The 23,957-nt window shown below is 73.6% G+C and carries 18 protein-coding genes; 2 read left to right on the plus strand and 16 right to left on the minus strand.

What is annotated here, in order from left to right; all coding sequences use genetic code 11:
• Positions 1-31: 31 nt before the first annotated feature.
• From rimM to proS, 5 genes are all read right to left on the minus strand, one after another.
• Complete coding sequence (rimM, locus tag ACFWPI_RS23770) at positions 32-682, minus strand: ribosome maturation factor RimM (protein ID WP_380377529.1); 651 nt, start codon at positions 680-682, stop codon at positions 32-34.
• Positions 683-812: 130 nt separating this feature from the next.
• Complete coding sequence (locus ACFWPI_RS23775; protein ID WP_063347675.1) at positions 813-1,052, minus strand: RNA-binding protein; 240 nt, start codon at positions 1,050-1,052, stop codon at positions 813-815.
• A gap of 2 nt (positions 1,053-1,054) precedes the next feature.
• Positions 1,055-1,483, minus strand: a complete 429-nt coding sequence (rpsP, locus tag ACFWPI_RS23780; RefSeq protein ID WP_063347676.1) for a 30S ribosomal protein S16 — start codon at positions 1,481-1,483, stop codon at positions 1,055-1,057.
• Between the two features lie 646 nt (positions 1,484-2,129).
• Positions 2,130-2,708, minus strand: coding sequence for a hypothetical protein (locus ACFWPI_RS23785; protein WP_063347677.1), 579 nt, complete (start codon positions 2,706-2,708; stop codon positions 2,130-2,132).
• Positions 2,709-3,106: 398 nt separating this feature from the next.
• Positions 3,107-4,519 carry a proline--tRNA ligase gene (gene proS / locus ACFWPI_RS23790; protein ID WP_380376648.1) on the minus strand — a complete coding sequence of 471 codons (1,413 nt, stop codon included), beginning with the start codon at positions 4,517-4,519 and terminating at the stop codon, positions 3,107-3,109.
• 274 nt (positions 4,520-4,793) lie between these two features.
• Here proS and ACFWPI_RS23795 point away from each other — a divergent pair, with 274 nt between their 5' ends.
• Complete coding sequence (locus tag ACFWPI_RS23795; RefSeq protein WP_380376646.1) at positions 4,794-5,618, plus strand: class I SAM-dependent methyltransferase; 825 nt, start codon at positions 4,794-4,796, stop codon at positions 5,616-5,618.
• A 182-nt stretch (positions 5,619-5,800) separates the two neighbouring features.
• Here the strand turns inward: ACFWPI_RS23795 and ftsH are convergent, their stop codons facing one another.
• From ftsH to ACFWPI_RS23830, 7 genes are all read right to left on the minus strand, one after another.
• Positions 5,801-7,744, minus strand: coding sequence for an ATP-dependent zinc metalloprotease FtsH (gene ftsH / locus ACFWPI_RS23800; RefSeq protein ID WP_380376643.1), 1,944 nt, complete (start codon positions 7,742-7,744; stop codon positions 5,801-5,803).
• A 169-nt stretch (positions 7,745-7,913) separates the two neighbouring features.
• Positions 7,914-8,456: a GNAT family protein gene (locus ACFWPI_RS23805; protein WP_363375916.1), complete on the minus strand. Its 543-nt coding sequence runs from the start codon at positions 8,454-8,456 to the stop codon at positions 7,914-7,916.
• A 59-nt stretch (positions 8,457-8,515) separates the two neighbouring features.
• Positions 8,516-10,081 (minus strand): signal recognition particle protein, encoded by a 1,566-nt coding sequence (ffh, locus tag ACFWPI_RS23810; RefSeq protein ID WP_380376652.1) that lies wholly within the window; start codon positions 10,079-10,081, stop codon positions 8,516-8,518.
• Between the two features lie 199 nt (positions 10,082-10,280).
• A complete protein-coding gene (locus ACFWPI_RS23815; protein WP_380376640.1) occupies positions 10,281-12,704 on the minus strand; it encodes a [protein-PII] uridylyltransferase in 2,424 nt (807 codons plus the stop codon).
• 216 nt (positions 12,705-12,920) lie between these two features.
• On the minus strand, positions 12,921-13,259 hold the full coding sequence (locus ACFWPI_RS23820; protein ID WP_063347683.1) for a P-II family nitrogen regulator: 339 nt from the start codon (positions 13,257-13,259) through the stop codon (positions 12,921-12,923).
• The gene (locus tag ACFWPI_RS23825) at positions 13,256-14,668 is read right to left on the minus strand and encodes an ammonium transporter (protein WP_380376637.1); all 1,413 of its coding nucleotides are present in this window, start codon (positions 14,666-14,668) and stop codon (positions 13,256-13,258) included. The genes ACFWPI_RS23820 and ACFWPI_RS23825 overlap by 4 nt, the downstream gene beginning before the upstream one ends.
• Before the next feature lie 309 nt (positions 14,669-14,977).
• Positions 14,978-16,432, minus strand: a complete 1,455-nt coding sequence (locus ACFWPI_RS23830; RefSeq protein WP_363375923.1) for a hypothetical protein — start codon at positions 16,430-16,432, stop codon at positions 14,978-14,980.
• A gap of 605 nt (positions 16,433-17,037) precedes the next feature.
• Here ACFWPI_RS23830 and ACFWPI_RS23835 point away from each other — a divergent pair.
• The gene (locus ACFWPI_RS23835) at positions 17,038-17,715 is read left to right on the plus strand and encodes a bifunctional DNA primase/polymerase (RefSeq protein ID WP_063347686.1); all 678 of its coding nucleotides are present in this window, start codon (positions 17,038-17,040) and stop codon (positions 17,713-17,715) included.
• A gap of 149 nt (positions 17,716-17,864) precedes the next feature.
• Here ACFWPI_RS23835 and ftsY read toward each other — a convergent pair whose 3' ends face one another.
• The 4 genes from ftsY to ACFWPI_RS23855 all read right to left on the minus strand — a co-directional run bounded on the left by ftsY (position 17,865) and on the right by ACFWPI_RS23855 (position 23,906).
• Positions 17,865-19,115, minus strand: a complete 1,251-nt coding sequence (ftsY, locus tag ACFWPI_RS23840; RefSeq protein WP_063347687.1) for a signal recognition particle-docking protein FtsY — start codon at positions 19,113-19,115, stop codon at positions 17,865-17,867.
• A gap of 47 nt (positions 19,116-19,162) precedes the next feature.
• Positions 19,163-22,810: a chromosome segregation protein SMC gene (gene smc, locus ACFWPI_RS23845; RefSeq protein WP_380376633.1), complete on the minus strand. Its 3,648-nt coding sequence runs from the start codon at positions 22,808-22,810 to the stop codon at positions 19,163-19,165.
• Between the two features lie 190 nt (positions 22,811-23,000).
• Positions 23,001-23,204: a hypothetical protein gene (locus tag ACFWPI_RS23850; protein ID WP_063347689.1), complete on the minus strand. Its 204-nt coding sequence runs from the start codon at positions 23,202-23,204 to the stop codon at positions 23,001-23,003.
• A 402-nt stretch (positions 23,205-23,606) separates the two neighbouring features.
• Positions 23,607-23,906, minus strand: a complete 300-nt coding sequence (locus ACFWPI_RS23855) for an acylphosphatase (protein ID WP_063347690.1) — start codon at positions 23,904-23,906, stop codon at positions 23,607-23,609.
• Positions 23,907-23,957: the final 51 nt, after the last annotated feature.

Consider the following 23,957-nt stretch of genomic DNA (forward strand, 5'->3'; position numbering starts at 1 on the left):
TTCTGGACCTGCGCGACGCCCTCCTCCACCGTCACTTCGCCCCCTCCGCGCCCTCGGCACCGGCCGCGCCCTCGGCGCCGTCGACACCCTCGGCGCCCTCGACACCCTCAGCGCTCTCGGTGTCCTCAGCCTCCTCGCCCTCGGCGGAAGCGCCACGGGCGACCTCGGCCTGCTCGGGTTCGATCAGGCCGACCGGCGGGGTGATCACGGCGCGCTGGTTCTCCAGGTCGATGGTCGGCACGATCTGGCGGACGAAGGGCACCAGCACCTCCGTCCCGTCGGCCTTCTCCACCGTGAGCAGGTCCTGGTACGGCAGGTGGACGACCTCGGTCAGCTCACCGACGAGGGTGCCGTCGAGCAGCACCACGTCCAGGCCGATCAGCTGGTGGTCGTAGTACTCCTCCGGGTCCTCGGGGCTCTCCTCCGGGTCGACCTCGGAGATGAGCAGCGTGCCCCGCAGCGCCTCCGCCGCGTTGCGGTCCTTGACGCCGGCGAAGCGCAGCAGCAGCCGGCCGCTGTGCACCTTGCCGGACTCGATGGTCAGCGGTCCCACCGACGCGGGGTCGGTGAACAGGACGGCACCGGGGCCGAGCCGGAGCTCCGGCTCGTCGGTGCGGACCTCGACGCTGACGTCCCCCCTGATGCCGTGGGCGCGGCCGATCTTGCCGACGACGAGCTGCACGGTGATCGTTCTCCTGGAGTTCCTAGAGCGGGACGGAATGCGGAAAGCGCGAGAAACGCGAAAAGGCCGACCGGGACGACATGCGTCCCGGTCGGCCTCACAAGCCCTGACGGCTGAACGAGCAGCTGTGTCAGCGAATGTTGTCCACGTCGACCAGGTCGACCCGGACGTTGTGACCGCCGAGGGCGCCGACGACGGTGCGCAGTGCGCGCGCCGTACGGCCACCCCGGCCGATCACCTTGCCGAGGTCATCGGGGTGCACTCGCACCTCGATGGTGTTGCCCCGACGCAGGTTGCGCGAGCGCACCTGCACGTCGTCGGGGTGCTCGACGATGCCCTTCACCAAGTGGTCGAGGGCGTCCTCGATCACGCTCAGGCCTCGGCGGCGGCGTCGGCCTCAGCCTCGACCTTGTCCGACTTCTTGGCCTTCGGGGTGATGGCAACACCGGTGGTGGCGTCCTCGAAGCCGGCGACGGCCTTCGCGAACAGGTGCGAGAAGTCCTCGACCTTGGGCTCGGCGACCAGCAGCGGCGCCGGGGCCGGGAGGCCCTTGAACTTCTGCCAGTCGCCGGTCAGCTTGAGGATGGCGAGCACGGGCTCGGTCGGCTGGGCGCCGACGGACAGCCAGTACTGGGCGCGGTCGGTGTCGACCTCGATCTTCGAGGGGTTGTAGGTCGGCTGGTAGATGCCGATCTCCTCGATCGCGCGGCCGTCACGCTTGGTGCGCGAGTCGGCGACGACGATGCGGTAGTGCGGGGAGCGAATCTTGCCGAGACGCTTGAGCTTGATCTTGACTGCCACGGGAGTGGATTCTCCTGGTGTTGACGTGGGTGAGCGGCCGCGCCGTCGCGTGGGGTTGCGCCGTGGGCCGTTCAAGGGACACGCCAGCCGTAGGAGAGAGGGGTCCTGCTCGGCTGCCGAGTACTCAGCTGTCCATTCTGCCATACCGGCGCGAACCGCCTTCGCTCGGCCATCCGCGGGACGCATCCCGGCTGCTTCTCAGCCGTACCCCGGCGCCGCGCGCCCGGCTGTCCGCGGGCCGCGGGCCGCGCGAAACCCTCCGGAGGCCGCCCCCCGACTGCCTCCGCAGGCCCGTTCACAAGGCGCGACCGGGAGCCCTCGCTCCCGGTCCGCCCACGAACTCACCGATGTACCGCTCGTTCCGGCCGGATCCGCTGCCCGCACAGCCGTCCGCCGGCCTTCCCCGTCTTCTGGTGTTCCGGCCTGACCGATCTCCCGGTCCAACCGATCTCCCGGCCTGACCGATCTCCGGGCCCAACCGATCTCCCGGTCCAACGGTCTTCCGGTTCAGCGATCTCCCGGTCCAGCAGTCCTCCGCCGCACCGGTCGCCCGGCAGGACGGTCTTCCGCCACCCCGGTCATCCGACGCGCCGGTCGTCCGATCCGACGACCGCCCGGCCCTCCGGTGTCCCGGTGGACCGATCGGTCACGAGATCTTGAACGGCTGCTGGCACGCGCCGCAGACGATGGACGCCTGGGCGAGCACCGACGGCACGACCCGGACGTTCCGTCCGCAGCCGCACACCGCCTTGACCCGGACGCCGCCCCCGGAGGAACCGTGCCGGGCGGCCGGGCCGCGGAAGGCCCGCGTCGTACCGTCGCCGGCCACCGCCTCCTGGTGCGCGCCGAGGGCGCGGTCCAGTCGCTCGATGGTCTCCGCGTAGCGCTCCTGGGTCTCCTTGAGCATGGTCACCTGGGAGAAGCCGCTGCTCGCGTGCGGTTCGACCGGGTGCGCCAGGCCGAGCTCGGAGGCGAGCAGCAGGAAGCGCCGGTTGTGGTAGCGGCCGGCTCGCGAGGTGTCCCGGATGTCCCGGGCCGCGGCCAGACCGTGGGCAGCCTCGTGGAGGAGCCGCTCGAAACCGAGCCGGGTGCCACAGGCCGAGGAGGATTCGCCGATCAGGGCCTCGGGCGAGGCCAGGTCGGGGAGGTCCTGGTGGTGGGCCTGGATGTCACTCCAGGCGGCGGCCAGTTCGGCCGCGAGGACGAGGGGCTGTGTCGTGCTCACGCTAGACCAACGATGGAGTGCGAGCCGATGTTCCGCATGTTCTCGCTCTTCGGGAATTCCCAGGGAACTCCCAGGAATGCATGGTCGCGCGCGAATTGCGCGTTCCGGATCTGATGCAAGACCGACCCCCTGCCGGTTTCGGCCCGCCGCAGCTCGGCGGGCCTCGTGAATTCCGCCTGGGGGCGGGCTGTCGCCCCCTGGACGTACGGCCCGTGGGCCCGTCGAGTTGACAGGGCCACGGGCCGTACACCGTACCGCTATTGCGTTAATACCGGCAGTTGACCGGCCAGTAGGGATGTCCGCGGTCGGGGCGCCTCTCGGACAGTTACCGGATTCTTACTCATCCGCATTCCGGGCAAATGTCGCCGCCAACGGTCATTACCTGCTGGTAACAGGCATCAGTACGCGCGGGCGACGATCGCGATATTGCCGTCCTGGTCGTCCGCCAGCGGCACCGAGCCGTCGGCCGCGACAATGCAGCGCACCGAAACGCCCTGCTCGGCGAGCTTGGCCTCGCCCTCCGGACCGAGGTCGGCCCAGGAGATCCGGCCCCAGCCGGTCGCGGCGGCCTCGGCGGCCTCCTCGATGGTCTTGACGTCGACGGTACGGGCCTCGCGGCGCTCGCGGGACTGGCGCAGCAGCAGCGCCTGGTCCTCCTCCAGGATGCCCGGGACCAGCGCGGCCAGGGAGTCGATGGAGACGGGCTCCTTGCCGCCGGGGATCCGGCGGGCCAGCATCGCGGTGCCGTTCTCGAGGTCGCGCGGGCCGACCTCGATGCGCAGCGGCACGCCCTTGAGCTCCCAGTCCACCGCGCGGCGGCCGAACGGGGTGTCGGTGCGGTCGTCGACGACCACCCGGACACCGGCGGCCTCCAGCGTGGCGCCGATCTCGCGCACCTTGGCGATGACCGCGTCGTCGCCCTTGATGGCGAGCACGACGGCCTGGACGGCGGCCAGTCGCGGGGGCACCCGCAGGCCGTTGTCGTCGCCGTGGGACATGATCAGGCCGCCGACCATGCGGGTCGAGACGCCCCAGGAGGTCTGCCAGACGTACTCGCGCTCGGCGCCCTGGAGCTGGTAGGTCGTGTTGAACGCCTTGGCGAAGTTCTGGCCCAGCTCGTGGCTGGTGCCCATCTGCAGCGCCTTGCCGTCGCCCATCATGCCCTCCAGGGTGAGGGTGTTGATGGCGCCGGCGAACCGCTCCTTGGCGGTCTTGCGGCCGAGCACGACGTCGATGCCGAGCACGTTCGTCATGAAGTCGCCGTAGACCTGGGTGTGGATCATCGACGCGTACGCGCGGGCGTCCTCGTAGGTGGCGTGGGCGGTGTGGCCCTCCTGCCAGAGGAACTCGGTGGTGCGCAGGAAGACGCGCGGGCGCAGCTCCCAACGGACCACGTTGGCCCACTGGTTGATCAGCAGGGGCAGGTCGCGGTGGCTCTGCACCCACTTCGAGAAGTACTCGTTGATGATCGTCTCGGAGGTGGGCCGGACGACGACCGGCTCGTCGAGCTGCTTGCCGCCGCCGTGGGTGACCACCGCGAGCTCGGGGGCGAAGCCCTCGACGTGCTCGGCCTCCCTGGTCAGGTAGGACTGCGGGATGAACATCGGGAAGTAGGCGTTCTGCGCGCCGGCCTTCTTGATCCGCGCGTCCATCTCCTGCTGCATCCGCTCCCACAGGCCGTAGCCGTACGGTCGGATGACCATGGTGCCGCGCACCGGACCGTTGTCGGCCAGCTCGGCCTTGTTGATGAGGTCCTGGTACCAGCGCGGGAAGTCTTCCGCCTGAGGGGTGAGAACGGGTGCCTTAGCCATGGCCCGAATGGTACGGGGCGCGGCCCCCTGACTTCGAATCGATAACACGCCGGCGGCCGCCGGACGGACGACCACCGCACCCGCCGGACGGACGACCGCGCACCCGCCGGCAGCAGACGGCGGCACCCGCCGACCGCAGGGGGCGCACGACCGCGACACGCGCGCACCACCCTGCACCCCTCTGGACGCCGGGCCCGACCCGCTGTTCGCTGGAGTGGGGCGGGACTTTGGGGGAGCCGTAGCAGCACACCGAAGGACCGGATGGGAGGCCGCGATGGCTTCAGCTCGGACGACCGGCACGACCGTACGACCGACAGGCGCACGACCGCACCACCCGCAGCCCGGGGCGGCGCGGCCCGCGCGGGCGCGCGACTGGGCGGAGATCCAGGAGCGCATGCTGGTGCCGCTCTACGAGGCGGTCCACGACCGGCTGGAGGTCGGCCCGGCGACCAGCGTGCTGGGCCTGGGCTGCCGGTCCGGACTGGCGCTGCTGCTCGCCGCCGGGCGCGGTGCCCAGGTCACCGGCCAGGAGCCGCGGGACGAGCTGCGCGAGCTGGCCCATGGCCGCCGGCTGCGGGTGTGCGCGGGGGCCCGGCCGATCGCGGCCGTCCCCCGCTCGGCCCATTCGCTGGTGACGGTCTTCGAGCAGTTGCCCGGTTGCGCCGAGCCGGGTCCGGTGGTCGTCGAGGCCGCCCGGCTGACCCTCCCGGGCGGGCATGTGGTGCTGGCCGCCTGGGGCCCTCCGGAGCGCTGCCAGAGCGCCCCGGTGCTGGACGTGGCGCGGCGGCGGGCGGGCCGGACCACCGCGCGCGACCCGTTCGAGCTGAGCACGCCCGGCACGCTGGAGGACCTGCTCGCCCCGGCCGGCCTGCGCCCGGCCGGCAGCGGGCGGGTGAGCTGCCCGTTCGCCTACGCGGACCTGGACAGCGCGGTGCGCGGCCTGCTCTCCACCGGCCTGTTCGAGGCGGCCGAGGAGTTCTCCGGCGCGTCGCTGGTCGCCAAGGAGCTGGAGGAGGCGCTGCAGCCGTACCTGCGCGCGGACGGCTCGGTCCGGATGGAGAACGTCTTCCGCTACCTGGTCGCCGAACGGCCCCGGTAGCGGAGGCCGACCGGCCCCGACGGCGCGGGGAACGAGGCCCACGGCGACGCCCGGACGAGCCCCCGGCGGCACCGGGAACGAGACCCCCCAGCAGCAATCGGACGGCCCCGGGCGACAACAGATCCGACAGCGACGAAACCGGGGGCGCCCGCCCGCACGGCGAGCGCCCCCGGCCAGCCGGTTCACGCCTGGTCGAGCGACTTCCCGTCGGAGCCAGAGCCCTTCCGCGGCACCCCGGCCGCCCGGTACGCCTGCTCCTCGTCCAGCGTCTCCGCCTCCAGCAGCGCCGCCGCCAGCGCGTCCAGCCGGGCCCGCTCCTCGGTCAGCAGCCGTACCGCGTGCTCGTAGCACTCGGCGACGATCCGCCGGGCCTCCTCGTCCACCGCGTCGAGGGTGGTCGGCGCGGCGGAGAGCCCGTAGGCGCCCTGCGGGTCGGCGGGCACCGCGGTCAACCGGCCGACCCGCTCGCTCATCCCCCACCGGCCGGCCATCCCGCGGGCGATGTTGGTGACCTGCTCCAGGTCGCTCTCCGCTCCGGTGGTGATCACCCCGTAGACCACCTGCTCGGCCGCCATCCCGCCGAGCGCGCCGATGATCCGGCCGCGCAGGTAGGGCTCGGTGTACGAGTAGCGGTCGTTCTCCGGGGTGGACAGGGTGACGCCGAGCGCCCGGCCGCGCGGCACGATGGTGATCTTGCGGACGGGGTCGGCGCCGGGCTGCAGCATGCCCAGCAGCGCGTGCCCGCTCTCGTGGTAGGCCGTGCGCTCGCGCTCCTCCTGCGGCATCACCAGCGGCCGGACGGCGCCGAGCTGGACCTTCTCCAGAGCGTCCGAGAGGTCCCGCTCGTTCACCGCGTCCTGCTTGCGCTTGACGGCCAGCAGGGCGGCCTCGTTGACCAGGTTGGCGAGTTCGGCGCCGGTCATCCCGGGGGTGACCTTGGCCAGCCGGGTGAGGTCGGCGTCGCCGGCCAGCGGGACGGTCCGGGTGTGGATGCGCAGGATGGCGGCGCGGCCGTCCCGGTCCGGCGGGCTGACGGTGATCCGCCGGTCGAACCGGCCGGGGCGCAGCAGCGCCGGGTCGAGCACGTCCGCGCGGTTGGTCGCGGCGATCACGATGACGCCCTCGGAGCCGGTGAAGCCGTCCATCTCGGTGAGGATCTGGTTGAGCGTCTGCTCGCGCTCGTCGTGCCCGCCCATGCCGCCGCCCGCGCCGCGCTGGCGGCCGATGGTGTCGATCTCGTCGATGAAGATGATCGCCGGGGCGACCTTGCGGGCCTCGGCGAACAGTTCGCGGACCCGGCTGGCGCCGACGCCGACGATCATCTCGATGAACTCGGAGGCGGAGGCGGAGAAGAACGGCACGTCCGCCTCGCCGGCGACGGCCCGGGCGAGCAGGGTCTTGCCCGTCCCGGGCGGGCCGCTCAGCAGCACGCCGCGCGGCATCTTGGCGCCGAGCCTGCGGTACTGCTGCGGGTTCTTCAGGAAGTCGACCACCTCGGTGAGTTCGGCCTCGACCTCGTCGATGCCGGCCACGTCGGCGAAGGTGGTGCGCTTGCCCTGGTCGGCGGTGACCGGCTTGGGCGGGGCCTTGCGGCCGAGCGCGCCGGCGCCCAGCCCGCCGGCCATCCGGCGGGCGAGCAGCACCCAGATCAGGATCAGCAGCACCATGGGGGCCAGCGAGATCAGCAGGTTGGCGAGGAAGCTGCGCTGCTGGACCACCGGGGAGGTGGCGGTGACCTCGACGCCCTGCTGCTGCAGCGTGGTCCACAGGTTGTCGTTGGCGAAGGACGGCCGCTGGGTGGCGAAGTCGGTGTAGTCGCCCTTGCCGCCGTCCGGCTTGGGCTGGGCGCTCTTGAGGGTGCCCTCGATCGCGTCGCCCTTGGAGTAGATCTTGGTGATGTTGCCCTTGTTCAGCTGGTTGTTGAACTCGGTGTAGGAGATCGTGGTGGCACCGGCGTTGCCGAAGAAGGACAGCAGCAGGTCGGAGATCAGGAACACCACGAGCGCGGTGAGGGCGAGTCCCATCCAGCCGCCGGGCATCCGGCGGCGGGGCGGCGGCGGGGGCGGGGCGCCCTCGGAGCGCCAGGGCTGGTCGGGGGTCTGGCGCGGCGGCACGGGTTCGGTCACCCATCGGACGATACGGACGCGGGCTCGGGCGAGCCACCCGAAACGCCGCGCCGAGCACGCCCCTGACCAGCCGCGACGGGGCCCGCCAGTGCCTGATCCCCGCCGCCCCGTCAGTGCCTGCGCCCGGATCCCCGCCCGTGACTCAGAGGCCTCGGCGCCCCGCCCGTGGCTACGCCTCGGCGCCCGGCCACTCCTCGGCGGTCAGCGCGAACCGCTCGTGGTCCCGCCAGTCGCCCTGGAGGAACAGCATCCGGGGGGTGAAGCCCTCGTGCCGGAAGCCCAGCCGCTTGGCCATCGCGACCGACCGCTCGTTGTCCGGCTGCACGTTGATCTCCAGCCGGTGCAGGCCCAGCCCGCCGGCCGACTGCGGGGCGAAGCAGCGGTCCAGGACCAGCCGCAGCCCCTCCGTCATCCGCCCGGTGCCGGCGAACGGCAGGTACGCGTCGTAGCCCAGCGCGCCGTTGCAGAACCGGCCCATCACGATGTTGGCGACGTTCACCTTGCCGACCAGCCCGCCGGTGTCCCGGTCGACGATCAGGAAGGTGCGCAGGCCCGGCCCCTGGCGGTCCAGCAGTTCGGCCAGGCCGTCCGGCTCGACCGGGTTCCACCGCCCGATGTGGTCGGCGGACCGTCGGACCGCCTCGGCGTACACGTCCTTGTCCTCGGCCCGCGGGGCCCTGATCGTCACTCGCACACCACCATCATCGGGCATGCGAGCGGCCCGCCGCCCGGAAGATCCCGGACGGCGGGCCGCTCGAACGACGGACCGGTCTACAGCAGGTCCTTGAACTCCTTGGGCAGCTCGAAGTCGGCCGGGCCCTTGCCCGCGCCGAGGCCGAACGCGCCGCCGCCGGCCGGGTCCTGGTCGCCGCCCGGGCCGAGCGCGCGGCGCTGGGCGGCCGCGGCCTCCTCCTGCGCCCGCTTGAGCGGGTTGCCGCTCTTGCGCTTGCCCTTGGCCTGCGGGGCCTTCTTGCCGGACTTCTTGGCGCCGCCGCCCATGCCCGGGATCCCCGGCATGCCGGGCACGCCCTTGCCGGAGGCCATCGCGGACATCATCTTGCGGGCGTCGAAGAACCGCTCGACCAGGTTCTTCACCTCGCCGACCTGGACACCCGAGCCCTTGGCGATGCGGGCCCGGCGGGAGCCGTTGATCAGCTCCGGCTCGGCGCGCTCGGCCGGGGTCATCGACTTGATGATCGCGCCGACCCGGTTGACGTCCTTGTCGTCGATGTTGTTGATCTGGTCGCGGATCTGGCCCATCCCGGGCAGCATCCCCAGCAGCTTGGAGATCGAGCCCATCTTCTGGACCTGCTCCAGCTGCGACAGGAAGTCGTCCAGAGTGAACGCCTTCGGACCGCCGCGCAGCTTGGCGGCGATCTTCTCGGCCTCCTCCTGCGAGAAGGTCTGCTCGGCCTTCTCGATCAGCGAGAGGACGTCACCCATGCCGAGGATGCGCGAGGCCATCCGGTCGGGGTGGAAGGCGTCGAAGTCGTCGACCTTCTCGCCGTTGGAGGCGAACATGATCTGCCGGCCGGTGACGTGCGCGACCGACAGGGCGGCACCGCCGCGGGCGTCGCCGTCGAGCTTGGAGAGCACGACACCGGTGAAGTCGACGCCGTCGAGGAAGGCCTGCGCGGTGGTGACCGCGTCCTGGCCGATCATCGCGTCGACGACGAACAGGACCTCGTCCGGGTTGACCGCGGCGCGGATGTCCGCGGCCTGCTGCATCAGCTCGGCGTCGATGCCCAGGCGTCCGGCGGTGTCGACGACGACGACGTCGTACTGCTTCTGCTTGGCGTACTCGATCGAGTCCTTGGCCACCTGCACCGGGTCGCCGACGCCGTTGCCCGGCTGCGGGCCGTAGAAGGCCACACCGGCGCGCTCGGCGACCACCTGGAGCTGGTTGACGGCGTTGGGCCGCTGGAGGTCGCAGGCGACCAGCAGCGGGGTGTGCTTCTGGCTCTTCAGCCAGTGGCCGAGCTTGCCCGCGAGGGTGGTCTTACCGGCACCCTGCAGACCGGCGAGCATGATCACCGTCGGGCCGCTCTTCGCGAACCGGACCCGGCGGGTCTCGCCGCCGAGGATCGCGATGAGCTCCTCGTTGACGATCTTGATGATCTGCTGCGCGGGGTTGAGCGCGCCCGAGACCTCGGCGCCGGCCGCCCGCTCCTTGACCTGCTTGATGAAGGCCCGCACGACCGGCAGCGCGACGTCCGCCTCCAGCAGCGCGATGCGGATCTCGCGGGCGGTGGCGTCGATGTCCGCCTCGCTCAGGCGGCCCTTGCCCCGGAGGTTCTTGAACGTCGCTGCGAGGCGATCGGAAAGAGTGTCGAACACGTCGTCGCGGGTCCTCTGCGGCATCGGTATCGGTACGGTCGTCGCCCACCAGGGTATCCGGCCGCCCCGGGTATGGTCTCCACCCGGGTTGCCACGACCTCGGAACGGGCCTCGGAACAGGCCTTGGAACGGACCTCGGCAGGCGTCGGCGGACCCCGGCGGACCGACCCCGGCGGAATCCGGCGGGCCCCGGCGCGACTCAGCCCAGCGCCGCCCGGACCGCCGCCGCCACCTCCCCCGCCCGCCCGGCGGCGAGCGGCCGGCCCGCCCCGTCGGTCAGGTAGAAGGAGTCGACGGCCTCCGCGCCCAGCGTCGAGACGTGCGCCGTCCGCACCCGCACGCCCGCCCCGTCCAGCGCCCGGCCGATCCGGTGCAGCAGCCCCGGGGCGTCGTGCGCGCGAACCTCCAGGACGGTCGCGGTCGCCGAGGCCACCGCGGGCGCCACCGCGACCACCGGCGGCGGGGTGGGGATGCCCCGGCGGCGCGGGGCGGCGGCGTCCCGCTCGGCCAGCCGGCGCGAGACGTCCAGCGAGCCGTCCAGCGCCCGGCGCAGGTCGGCCCGCAGCCGGGCGGCCTCCGGCAGCTCGCCGAACTCGGCGGCCACCCGCCAGGACAGCAGCAGCACCGGGCCGGCGCCGATCGGGTCCAGCTCGCGCAGGCCGGCCGAGCGGACGGCCAGCCGGTGCAGCGCGAGCACCCCGGCGACGGTGCCGAGCAGTCCGGGCCGGTCCGGGACGGCCAGCGTCAACTCGACGCCCATCGGCTCGGCGCCCGGGTCCGCCCCCTCGGACTGCGCCAGCAGCGACAGGGCGGGCCCGCCGGTCCGGGCGGCCTCCACCGCGAGCCGCTCCTGCGCGGCGGTCGGCGCGGCCTCCACGGGCGCGGCGTAGGCGCCGGCCAGCCGGGCGGCGACCCGGGCCGCCAGGCCGTCCACCAGCGAGGCCCGCCAGCCGCTCCACGCGGCCGGGCCGGTGGCCAGCGCGTCCGCCTCGGTGAGCACGTGCAGCAGCTCCAGTTGTGCCGCGGTGCCGACCACCTTGGTGATCGCCTCGACGGTGGCCGGGTCGTCCGGGTCCCGTCGGGTCGCGGTGTCGACCAGGGTCAGGTGGTGGCGGACCAGCACCGCCAGGGTCTCGGTGTCCTCGGGGCCGAAGCCCATCCGGGCGGCGACGTCACGGACGATGACCTCGCCGGCCTCGCTGTGGTCGCCGGGCCAGCCCTTGCCGATGTCGTGCAGCAGCGCGGCGACCAGCAGGAGGTCCGGCCGGGCCACCCGGCGGGTCATCGCCGCGGCCCGCACCGCCGTCTCCACCAGGTGCCGGTCGACCGTCCAGCGGTGCACGGCGTTGCGCTGCGGACGGCAGCGCACCCGCTCCCAGTCCGGCAGCAGCCGGGTGACCAGTCCCTCCGCCTCCAGCGCCTCCCACACCGGGACGGCCGCCTCGCCCGCGCCCAGCAGGGTGACCAGCTGCTCGCGCGCCTCGTCCGGCCAGGGCACCGGCAGCGGGCGGCACTCGGCGGCCAGCCGGCGCACCGTCGCGTACGAGACGGTGAGCCCGTTCTGCGCGGCGGCGGCCGCGGCGCGCAGCGGCAGCACCGGGTCGGCGGCCGGGCGGGCGCCCTGGGCGAGCACCGCCTCCCCGTCCTGCTCGACCACGCCCTCGGCGAGCGGTCGGCGCGCGACCGTGCCCCGGGCCACCGCGCCCGCGCCGCGCCCGGCGCCGGTGAACGGGAAGGCCGGCCGGGCGGCCCGGCGGCCCCGGCCGGACCGGGCGGCGAGCACCCGGTCCACCGCCCGCCAGGTGACGTCACTCGCGTAGGCGATGGTGCGGGCGGCCTCGTAGACCTGGCGCAGCAGGGTGTCGGCGTCCAGCACGCCGAGCCGTTCGGCGACCTGGTCCTGGTCCTGGAGGCCGAGCCGCTCGGTGGCCCGGCCGGTGGCCAGGTGCAGCGCGTCGCGGACGTCGGCGAGCCGCAGCGCGGCGGCGTCCAGGCCGTCCCGGGGGGCGTCGGCGAGCCAGGTCGCGGCGACGGCGTTGAGCGCGACGGCGTCGCGCAGGCCGCCGCGGGCCTCCTTGAGGTCGGGCTCCAGCAGGAACGACAGCTCGCCGTGCCGCTCGGCCCGCTCCCGCCCGAGGTCGCGCAGCTCCGGCAGGCGCGCGGGGGCGCTCGCGCGCCAGTCGGTGAGCACGGCGGAGCGCAGGGCGGCGGTGAGCGCCTGGTCCCCGGCGAGGTGTCGGGCGTCCAGCAGGCCGAGCTGGGCCTTGAGGTCGGCGGCGGCGACGGACCGGGCCTCGGCGACGGTGCGCACCGAGTGGTCGAGCGCGGCGCCCGCGTCCCAGACCGGGTACCAGATCCGCTCGGGCAGGTCGGGGTCGAGCCGGCCGTCGTGCAGCAGCAGGACGTCGAGGTCGCTGCGCGGGGACAGCTCGCCGCGCCCGTAGCCGCCGACCGCGACCAGCGCGACGCCGGGCGGGCCGTCGGCGGCCGCGAGCAGACCTGCCAGCCAGTCGTCGGTGAGCCGGGCGAGAGCCGCGCGGCGGGGCCGCCCGGCCGGGCCGGGGCCGGCGAGCAGCGCGGCCCGGGCGGCGCCGTAGTCGGGAGGGCTGGTCTCGGTGGTCATGGCGTGGTCCCGTCCGTCGTGCGGTTGAGCGGGCGGCGCCGGACGGCCTGCGGGCGGCTGCGGGGAGGTCCGCGGGCGGCCTGCGGGCGGCCCGGCGCCGATGCGCCGTCGGCGGACCCGCGACCCCTCGGGGGCGGCGGGCCCGCCTGCGGCGGGCCCTACGGTTCAGGGCCCTCGGCGAAGGTCTCTCGACGAAGGGCCCTCGGCGAAGGTCCCTCAGAGGGCGTCCGGCCCGCGCTCGCCGGTGCGGACCCGGACGGCGGTGTCGACCGGGACGCTCCAGACCTTGCCGTCGCCGATCTTGCCGGTCCGGGCGGCCTTCACCAGGACCTCGATCAGCTCGTCGGCGTCCTCGTCCTCGACCAGCACCTCGATTCTGACCTTGGGGACCAGGTCCACGGTGTACTCGGCGCCCCGGTAGACCTCGGTGTGGCCGCGCTGGCGGCCGTAGCCGCTGGCCTCGGTGACGGTCAGGCCGTGCACCCCGAAGGCCTGTAGGGCGGCCTTCACCTCGTCCAGGCGGTACGGCTTGATCACGGCGGTGATGAGCTTCATCGGGCGTCGACCTCGGTCTTCTCGGCGGGCTCGGCGGTGGTCTTGTCGGCGGCCTTCCCAGCGGCCTTGGCGGCGGTCTTCCCGGTGGCGGGCTTCTCCGCGGACCTCGCGGCCGCCGCGGCACCGACCAGGCCCGGCAGGGCCCGCGCCAGGCCCGCGCCCACCGCGCTGAAATCGTAGGCGGACTCGGCGTGTTCGGCCTGGTCGATACCGGCCACCTCGACCTCCTCGGCGACCCGGAAGCCGACCGTCCTGTCGATCGCCTTCGCCAGCAGCCAGGAGAGGACGAAGGAGTACGCCGCGACCACGGCCACGCCCATCGCCTGCTTGCCGAGCTGCGCCGGCCCGCCGCCGTAGAACAGGCCCTTGGCGGTCTGGCCGACCCCGCCGGTGGCGAACAGGCCGATCAGCAGCGAGCCGATCGCGCCGCCCACCGCGTGCACGCCGACCACGTCGAGCGAGTCGTCGAAGCCGAGGCGGTACTTGAGGCTGACCGCGGCGGCGCAGACCGCGCCGGCGATCAGGCCGATCGCCACCGCGCCCAGCGGGCTGACCGAGCCGCAGGCCGGGGTGATCGCGACCAGGCCGGCCACCGCGCCGGAGGCGGCGCCCAGCGTGGTGAACGCGCCGTGCCTGAGCTTCTCGTAGACCAGCCAGCCGACCAGCGCCGCACCGGTGGCGACCTGGGTGTTGACCATCGCCATCGCGGCGACGCCGTTGGCGGCCAGCGCCGAGCCCGCGTTGAAGCCGAACCAGCCGAACCACAGCAGCCCGGAGCCGAGCATCACCAGCGGCAGGCTGTGCGGGCGCATCGGGTCCTTCTTGAAGCCGACCCGCTTGCCCAGCACCAGGCAGAGCGCGAGGCCGGCCACGCCCGCGTTGATGTGCACGGCCGTGCCGCCGGCGAAGTCGATCACGCCGTTGCGGTCGCCCAGCCAGCCGCCGTGGCCGCCGTCGAAGAAGAACACCCAGTGCGCGACCGGGAAGTAGACGACGGTCACCCAGAGCGCGATGAACAGGCCCCAGGCGCCGAACTTGGCCCGGTCCGCGATCGCGCCGCTGATCAGCGCCGGGGTGATGATCGCGAACATCAGCTGGAAGGTGGCGAACGCGGTGACCGGGATGGTCCCGGTGAGGTCGTTCAGGCCGATGCCGCGCATCCCGAGGAAGTCCAGGTTGCCGATCAGACCGGCGAAGGAGTCGGGTCCGAAGCTGAGCGAGTACCCGTAGAGGACCCAGAGCACGCTGACGATGCCGAGCGAGAGGAAGCTCATCGCCAGCATGTTCAGGGTGCTCTTGGCCCTGACCATGCCCCCGTAGAAGAAGGCCAGGCCCGGGGTCATCACCATGACCAGGGCCGCACTGATGAGCACGAAGGCGGTGTCGCCCGCGCTGAAGCCGTCCGGCATCGGCGTCTCCTCTGCGTGGAAGCCGATCCAAACCCGGATTACCCGTCCCGTGCCACCCGGGGTGTCGGCGATGAAGAGGAGAGTGCCGAAGGCTGGTTTCGGCCAGTGCGGCTCGTTGTTTCGCGGCCGTGACGCGTGCGACGCCCGGGTTACACCTGCGTGAACGACGGCCGCGCCGCAGGGCCGAACGGGTTACCGTGCCGCCGAACGGGACGGCCGGTGGCACGACGGCCACCGACCGTGGCGGCGGCGGCCGTCACGGTCGGCGGGGTCCTCGGGCCGGGTCCGCGGCCCACGGGCTCGGGGTGCTCAGACCACCGAGACGTACTCGGGGATGTCCTGGACGACGCGCTCCTTGAGCCGGCTCACCGCGTCCACGCCCTTGAACCGGGCGGCCGCGGCCTCGGTGGTCTTGCGGACCCGGGAGTTCAGCCGCTCCGAGCGCACCTTGGTGGCGATGTCCACCGCCTGCTCGGCCATCACCGCGGCCTGCTCGGCCTCCCGCTGCAGCAGGTGGACGCTGGCCATGCCGATCAGGTTGAAGGCGTACGAGCGCACGTGGTCGCCGTCCTGGCGGAACAGGTCGACCGCGCGCTCCATCACCGGCGCGGACATCGAGGCGTACAGCTGGGCGTTGTCGGAGTGGTACGCGAGGTCGCGGAAGGAGTGCGCGTTCTCGGCGTTCAGCTCGGCCGGCGAGAAGAACTTCAGCCAGTCCGGCTCCGCCTCCCCCTCGCGGATGTCGGTGAAGGTGTCCTCGGCCAGCCGGACGGCCCGGGCGCAGCGGTTCACCTCGCCGATGGTGGCGTAGGCGCGCGCCTCCATCGCGTACAGCAGGGACTGCTGGCGCGCGCTGGCGGTGTCCCGGCTGCCGTACTGCGCCAGGTGGATCAGCTCCAGGGCGTCCTCGCCCCGGTTGAGGTGGATCATCTGGCGGCTCATGTCGGTGAGGATGAGTGCGCCGAACGGGCGGTCCCCGGCCTCCTTGGCGGCGTGCAGGGCCAGCACGTAGTACTTCTGCGCACTCGGGTGCATCCCGACGTCGTACGACATCCACCCGGCCAGGTGGGCGAGTTCGGCGGTGAGCCGGAACAGCCGCCGGGTGGTGTTCTCGTTGTACGTCTCCTGGAGCAGGTCGGTGACCTCGTGGAGCTGGCCGACGACGGCCTTGCGGCGCAGCCCGCCGCCGTTCTGCGCGTCCCACTGCCGGAACATGACCGTGGTCTGCTCCAGCAGTTCGAGCTCGGGCTCGGACAGCCGGCCGGTGAACGGGTCGCCGCCGTTGGCCGCGGCGAGGATCGGGGTGGGGGCGCCGGTCGGGCCGGGGGTGAGCCAGCGCTGCATCGGCTCGATCAGCGCGGCGCCGGCGGTCAGCGCGAGCGAGGTGCCGAGGAAGCCCCGGCGGTTGAGCATCAGGTCGCTGCGGGAGTAGTCGCTGATCAGCTGGACGGTCTGCGGCGCGCTCCACGGCAGGTCGACGCCGCCGCCCACGGTGGAGACCGGGATCGCGGCGCGCAGGCCGAGGTCCTCGATCGAGACCACCGAGCCGAAGCGCTCGGAGAAGAGCTCCGACATGATCTTGGGAATCGGCTCGCGGGGCTGTTCGCCGTCGAGCCAGCGGCGCACCCGCGAGGTGTCGGTGGACACGTGGTGGGCGCCGATCTGCCGGGCCCGGCGGTTGACCTGGCGGGCCAGCTCGCCCTTGGACCAGCCGCTGCGGGCGAACCAGGTGGTCAGCTTCTCGTTGGGTTGCTTCTCTGCCATGGGAACGTCCCCATCCCGCCCGGCCCCCTCGGGGCCCCGATCGTGACGCCCGACGGTTTCGGGCCCTTGCCAGACGTGCCGTGCCTGAGGTGTTGCCGTACCACGCTCTCGCACTGGTGTGCCATCGTTACGGACGGACCGTCAGGTTCCCAACTCCCGCGCCCTGTCGGACCGGAGTCGATTCCACGAAGACGTCCGTGTGCTGAACGTAATGCCCCGCGCGGCGCCCACGGGAGCGGCCCTGGCGAAACGCCACCTTTCGCCACCCCCACGAGTGAACCGAAGCCACGGCCCACGCGCTTCACTAGGTAGGTCCGACGGCCCGGCATATGCGGGCCGCCAAGGCCACCGGCGAAACCCGGCAGCCCCGGCAACCCACCGCAGTCACAGGCGAGTTCGCCGCCCACCCTGATCGGCGGCCGCCTCGCCCACCCCACGATCCGGCATCGGTGCCGCCAGCCACAAGGCGGCGCTCGAGGCGCACCACCACGACAGGCGCACACCGGGCGCTGCACGCCGCCACCGCACAACGCACCACGCAACGGACAATCAACACACAGTCACCATCCCGTAACCATCGGCGACGGGAACCTGTTGGGGGAGGCATGGACAACCTGTTCGGCGAACTTCGACTGGGACACCTGCGGTTGACGCCGCTGGGCGCGCGCCGCCGCACCAAGGTCACCGCGTCCCAAGCCGCCGCGGAGTACACCGGCCGCTGGGGCTGGACGGTCGCCACCGGCGCCCCGGCCGGCTCCGCCACCGCCCCGACCCGCTGTCCCTGCGGCTCCGACCGCTGCGCCGCGCCCGGCCTGCATCCCGTACCCGGCGGCGAGGACCGGTCCCGGGAGGCGCGCGCCGGGGGCTCGGTGCTGTTCCCCACCGGCCGCGCCTTCGACGTCCTGGACGTTCCCGAGCAGGCCGGACTGCAGGCGCTGGTCCGGCTGGAGCGGATGGGCACCCAGGTCGGCCCGGTGCTCGCCGCGCCCACCGGCCGGCTGCAGTTCCTGGTCGCCGCCGGCGCCGCCCGCCGACTGCCCGACCTGCTCTACCGGATGGGCTGGGACGACGCCGCGCTCGACCTCACCTGCCACGGCGAGGGCAGCTACGTCGCCGCCCCGCCCACCGTGCTCGGCGCGCTCGGCCCGGTCCGCTGGCTGCGCCGCCCCACCCGCGACAACGCCGGCTGCCCGCCCGAGGCCCGGCTGCTGCTCGGCACCCTCGCCTACGCCTGCCACCGCGGCCGCGAGCGCACCGCCGAACCCGCCTGGCTCGCCTCGTAGGCCTCAGCGCGCCCCACCCGCCCCACGCGCCTCGGCGTGCGCCCCTCCAGCTCGGCGCGCTCCTCCGCCCCGGCACGCTCCTCCGGTCCCGGGCGGCAACGCGAAAGGGCCCGCCCCTCGCGGAGCGGACCCTTCGTGCGTACGGGGCCTCAGTCCCCGATCAGCGCGTCCACGAACGCGCCCGGCTCGAACGGCGCCAGGTCGTCCGCACCCTCGCCCAGGCCGACCAGCTTGACCGGCACGCCCAGGTCGCGCTGGACCGCGACCACGATGCCGCCCTTGGCGGTGCCGTCCAGCTTGGTCAGCACGATGCCGGTGATGTCGACCACCTCGGCGAACACCCGGGCCTGGATCAGGCCGTTCTGGCCGGTGGTGGCGTCCAGCACCAGCAGCACCTCGTCCACCGGGCCGTGCTTCTCGACGACCCGCTTGACCTTGCCCAGCTCGTCCATCAGGCCGGTCTTGGTGTGCAGTCGGCCGGCGGTGTCCACCAGCACGGTGTCGGCGCCCTCGGCGATGCCCTCCTTGACCGCGTCGAACGCGATCGAGGCCGGGTCACCGCCCTCCGGTCCGCGCACGGTGCGCGCACCGACCCGCTCGCCCCAGGTCTGCAGCTGGTCGGCGGCGGCGGCCCGGAAGGTGTCGGCGGCGCCGAGCACCACCTTGCGGCCGTCGGCGACCAGGACGCGGGCGAGCTTGCCGGTGGTGGTGGTCTTGCCGACGCCGTTGACGCCGACCACCAGGACCACGGCCGGCCCCTCCGCGTGCTTGGTGGAGCGGACGGTGCGGTCGGCGTCCTTGCCGATCAGCTCGACGAGCTCCTCGCGCAGCAGGGCGCGCAGTTCGTCGGGTGTCCGGGTGCCGAGCACCTTCACCCGGGTGCGCAGCCGCTCGACCAGCTCCTGGGTGGGGGCCACGCCGACGTCGGCGGTCAGCAGGGTCTCCTCGATCTCCTCCCAGGTGTCCTCGTCCAGGTGCTCGCGGGAGAGCAGCGAGAGCAGGCCCTTGCCGAGCGAGTTCTGCGAGCGGGAAAGCCGGGAGCGCAGCCGGACCAGCCGGCCCGCGGTGGGCTCGGGGACCTCGACGGCGGGTGCCGTCTCGGCCTCGGCGGCCTCGACCTCGACCTCGGTCGGGGCCGTGGCCGGGGCTCCGGTCGAGGCTTCGGTCGGAGCCTCGGTCTCGGGGAGCTGCACCTCCTCGACGGTGCGGCGGGGCTCCTCGGTCGGCGGCGCGGCCTCCTCGCCGACCTGGGGCTCCTGCGGGGTGGTCGGCGGCGCCGTGATGACCGGCGACTGCGACTTCGGGGGCAGTTGCTGGCGTCGTCTGCCGGAAACGACGAGGCCGGCGATCGCGCCGATGGCGACCACGGCGATGACTACGGCAAGGATCACGTATTCCATAACTGCTCCAGTATCCGCGACCGGAGCCCGGATGGACCGCAGCCGCCCTACGCCGATGCGGTACGGACGGCCTCCGGCCGCTCCCGGTGTCCTCCTCCGGACCGGCGGCCGGGAGGTGCCCCGACGCGCAGCCGCTGGCTGATCACCTGTGAGATGCCGTCGCCCTTCATGGTCACGCCGTAGAGGGCGTCCGCGGACTCCATGGTCAGCTTCTGGTGGGTGATCACGATCAGCTGGGAGCTCTCCCGCAGCTCCTCCATGATCCCGACCAGCCGGCGCAGGTTGGTCTCGTCGAGCGCCGCCTCCACCTCGTCCATCACGTAGAACGGGCTGGGCCTGGCCTTGAAGATCGCCACCAGCAGTGCCACCGCGGTCAGCGAGCGCTCGCCGCCGGACAGCAGCGACAGCCGCTTGACCTTCTTGCCCGGTGGGCGGGCCTCCACCTCGACGCCGGTGGTGAGCATGTGGTCGGGGTCGGTCAGCACCAGCCGCCCCTCGCCGCCGGGGAACAGCCGGGCGAAGACGCCCTCGAACTGGGCGGCGGTGTCGTGGTACGCCGAGGCGAACAGCTGCTCGACCCGCTCGTCCACCTCCCGGACGATGTCCAACAGGTCGCGCCGGCTGCGCTTGAGGTCGTCCAGTTGCTCCCCGAGGAACTGGTGGCGCTCCTCCAGCGCCGCGAACTCCTCCAGTGCCAGCGGGTTGACCTTGCCCAGTTGCTGGTACGCCTTCTCGGCCGCCCTGAGTCGCTTCTCCTGCTCGGCCCGGTCGTACGGGCGCGGCTCGCCCGGTTCCCCTCCTTCTTCCGAGGTCGACGGTGGGACGGGCTGGTCCGGCCCGTAGGTGGCGAGCAGTTCGCCGCCGTCGATGCCGAACTCCTCCAGCGCCCGGGCCTCCAACTGCTCGATCCGCAGCCGCTTCTCGGCCCGCAGCACCTCGTCCCGGTGGCCGGCGTCGACCAGTTTGTCCAGTTCCTCCTTGAGGCCGCGGCCGTGCTCGCGGTGCGCCCGCAGTTCGGTCTCGCGCTCGGCGCGCGCCTGCTCGACCGCCGCCCGCCCGGCGTCCGCGCGGGACAGCGACACCTCCAGGCAGGCCAGCAGCTGCCGGGCGCCCGCCGCGACGGCGTTCGCCACCCCGGCGTCGTGCTCGGCGCGTCGGCGGCGCTCGGCGGCCCGGGCGCGCGTCTCGCGCTCGGCGCGGGCGGCCCGGTCCAGCTGGTCCGCCCGGCCGGCGAGCGCGCGGACCCGCTCCTCGTGGGTGCGCACCGCGAGCCTGGCCTCCAGCTCGGCCTGCCGGGAGCCGGTGGCGGCCTCGGCCAGCCGCTGCTGCTCGGCGGTGTCCGGCTCGTCCTCCCCGGCGTCCTCCGAGTCCTCGGCCGCTGCCAGGCGTTCGGCCAACTCCTCTGCGGTGGCGAGGATTTCCGCCAGGCCCTGGTCGGCCCGCGCGGCGGCGGCGGACAGCCGCTCGGCCTCGCCGGCGGCGGCCCTGGCCTGCCCGCCGAGGCGGCCGAGCGCACCCGCGACCTGGGCGCGCTCCTTCTCCTGCCGCCGCCGCTGCTCGGCGAGTTGCTCCACGGCGGCGGCCGACTCCCGTCGCTGCTCGGCGAGTTCGGCCAGGTGTACGGCCGACTCGGCGCAACGGAGGGTGAGTTCGGCGATCTCCCGGGCGGCCTCCTCGACCGCCGCCCGGATCTCCAGCAGGCTCGGCACACCGTCGGATCCGCCCTGCGCGAAGTCGGCGCCGAGCCGGTCCCCGGCGGCGGTGACGGCGGTCAGCCCGGGGTGGTCGGCGACCAGCCGCAGCGCCTCGTCGAGGGTGTCGACGACCGCCACCCGGGCCAGCAGGCCCCGCGCGGCACCGACCAACCCGGCCGGCCCGTCGACGAGTTCGGCGGCCCAGCGGGCTCCGTCCGGCAACTCCCCGACGCCGGCGAGCGGTTCACCGGCACCCGCGATCGGCAGCGCGGCCCGGCCGGCGTCCTCGATCAGCAGCGCGGCCCGGCCGGCGTCCTCGGCGCGCAGCAGCCGCAGCGCCTCGGCGGCGGTGCCGGGCGAGTCGACGGCGACCGCGTCGGCGGCCGCGCCGAGCGCCGCCGCCACCGGCACCTCGTACCCGGGGGCGATCCGCAGCAGCGCGGCCGCGGGGCCGCGCAGTCCGCTCAGCCGCTCCCCCGCGTCGAGCAGGGCGCCGGTGCCGTCCTTGCGGCGCAGTCCGAGGGAGAGCGCCTCGTGCCGCGCGGTGAGTCCGGCCCGTTCGCGCTCGGCGGCGCCGGCCGCCTCCCGGGCGGCGGCGAGGTCGCGTTCGACGGCGGCGAGCCGCTCCCGGGCCTCCTGGTGGGCGGCCTCGGCCTGCTCGTCGTCCCCGGCGGGGCCGCCGACCTGCCGTTGGAGCTCCTCGTACTCGGCCTGGGCGGCCTCGGCCCGCAGCAGCGCCTCGCCGCCGGCCTCGGTCAGCCGGCCGATCTCCGCTTCGGCGCAGGCCGCCTTGGAGCGGGCGGCGGCGGCCTGCCCCTGCAACCGGGCCAGGCCCTCCCGGCGGTCCGCGATGGCCCGGGCGGCGTCCCGCAGGCGACGCTCCTCGGTGGCCAGCCCGCGCTCCAGTTCACTCCTGCGTTCGACCGCCTCGGCCAGCGCGTACTGCGCCTCCTCCAGCGCCTCGGCCAGCGCGGCCTCGTCCTCGCGGACCCGCGCGGCCTCCCGTTCCAGTTCCTCGGGATCGCGGCCGCGCCGCTCCTCGGCCTGCCCGCCCGCGGCGGCGTGCCGGGCGCGGGCCTCGGCCAGTCCGATGGTGCCGCGGGTGCGCTCGGCTAGGGCGGAGAGCCGGTACCAGGTCTGCCGGGCGGCCTCCAGGCTCGGGCCGAGCTGCTGGACCTGCGCCTCCAGCACGGCCTCGCGCTGGACGACACCGGCCAGTTCCTGCTCGACGGTGGTGCGGCGCAGCCGCAGTGCCAGCTCGTCGGCGATCTCGGCCTCGACGGCCTGCCGGAGGGCCAGCAGGTCGTCGGCGAGCAGCCGCAGCCGGGCGTCGCGCAGGTCGGCCTGGATGCCGGCGGCGCGGCGGGCGATCCTGGCCTGCCGGCCGAGCGGTCCGAGCTGGCGGCGCAGTTCTGCCACCAGGTCCTGGACGCGGTTGAGGTTGACCTGCATCGCGTCCAGTTTCCGCAGCGCCTTCTCCTTGCGCTTGCGGTGCTTGAGGACGCCGGCCGCCTCCTCGATGAAGGCGCGGCGGCCCATCGGGTCGGCGTGCAGGACGGAGTCCAGCTGGCCCTGGCCGACGATGACGTGCATCTCGCGGCCGATGCCGGAGTCGGAGAGGAGCTCCTGGATGTCCAGCAGGCGGCAGGTCTCGCCGTTGAGCGCGTACTCGCTGCCGCCGTTGCGGAACATGGTCCGGGTGATGGTCACCTCGGTGTAGTCGATCGGCAGGGCGCCGTCGGCGTTGTCGATGGTGAGGCTGACCTCGGCCCGGCCGAGCGGGGCGCGCCCGCTGGTCCCGGCGAAGATGACGTCCTCCATCTTGCCGCCGCGCAGCGACTTGGCGCCCTGCTCCCCCATCACCCAGGACAGCGCGTCGACGACGTTCGACTTGCCGGAGCCGTTCGGGCCGACCACGCAGGTGATGCCGGGCTCGAAGCGCAGGGTGGTGCTGGAGGCGAAGGACTTGAACCCGCGCAGCGTCAGACTCTTCAGGTGCACGCGGCCGGTCTCCTCGTCGCTCGCCAGGGCCCGGGGCCTGTCGTCAACGGCGACTGTATCCCCGGCGGGCCGTGCGTCCCGGGCCCGGACACGACGAAGGGACGCCACAACCGGGCGTCCCTTGCAAGCTGCGTCCCTTTCGGAGCGGCTCAGTGCACAGCGGCGTCGATCTGCGAGGACCGGGCGGGACTCAGGTGAGAGCCGGCTCCCGCTGATCCAGATCGATGCTGTTGAGCAGCGAGTGCCCGTCAGCGACAGCGGCGAGCGCGTCGTTCTCGGCCTGCATCCGAAGGAGCTCGGATTCAAGGTCCTGGACGCGCTGCTGAAGCCGTCGCATCTCGGAGAGCATTCGCGGGTCGGGGCCGCCGACGTACCCGAGAAGCGCCTTTGCCATGATGAATGGTCCTCCACGCTGAGTGACCGAACCGGAACGGTACAGGTCTAGGGGGAAGGGGGACGCACGCGCGGCGCGTCACCGGTAGTGCTGGCTGGGCACTTACGGCACAACCATCGTGAGCTGGGCTCACGAGGGCAGACGCCTGCCGGGAAAACGCGGTCGTGTGCGCGGGCTTCCAGCGTCTCACCAAAGACGGAAAGGGTCAACACGATCACCGCACGCTACCGCGACCCTGTCACCTGCCTGGCGGTGTCGTCACGCCTGGGGGCCTCGGGCCGGGTCCACCAGCTGCTCGTGGATCATCGTTCGATGCGGAGTCAACCACGAGTCTGCCCGAATGGCAACCGCATGACACCGGCAGTTGCCGATCAGTTCCGGCCCGCGCGGGTGTGGCCGGGCTCAGCGGATCTCGAAGCCCTCGTAGCCGGGGCCCACGGCCGTCCAGATCTCGGTGACGCCGCTGACCTCGCCCGGGGTTCCCGGGCCGCGCAGCAGGTCCAGCAGCAGTTCGCAGTCGGCGGCCAGTCCCTCGGCGACCACCTGCACCCGGCCGTCCCCGAGGTTGCTCGCGTAGCCGGTCAGGCCGGTCTCCAGCGCCCGTGCCCTGGTCCACCAGCGGAACCCGACCTGCTGGACCTTCCCCCGGACCCAGGCGGTCACCCGGACCGGTTCCTCACTGTGGGCGTCGCGACCGTGCATGCCCCGAGCCTAAGGCGTGTCCGACGGTCACAGCTCCACGGGGCCGTCGAC

This window comes from Kitasatospora sp. NPDC058492, from assembly GCF_042720685.1.
GTDB lineage: Bacteria > Actinomycetota > Actinomycetes > Streptomycetales > Streptomycetaceae > Kitasatospora.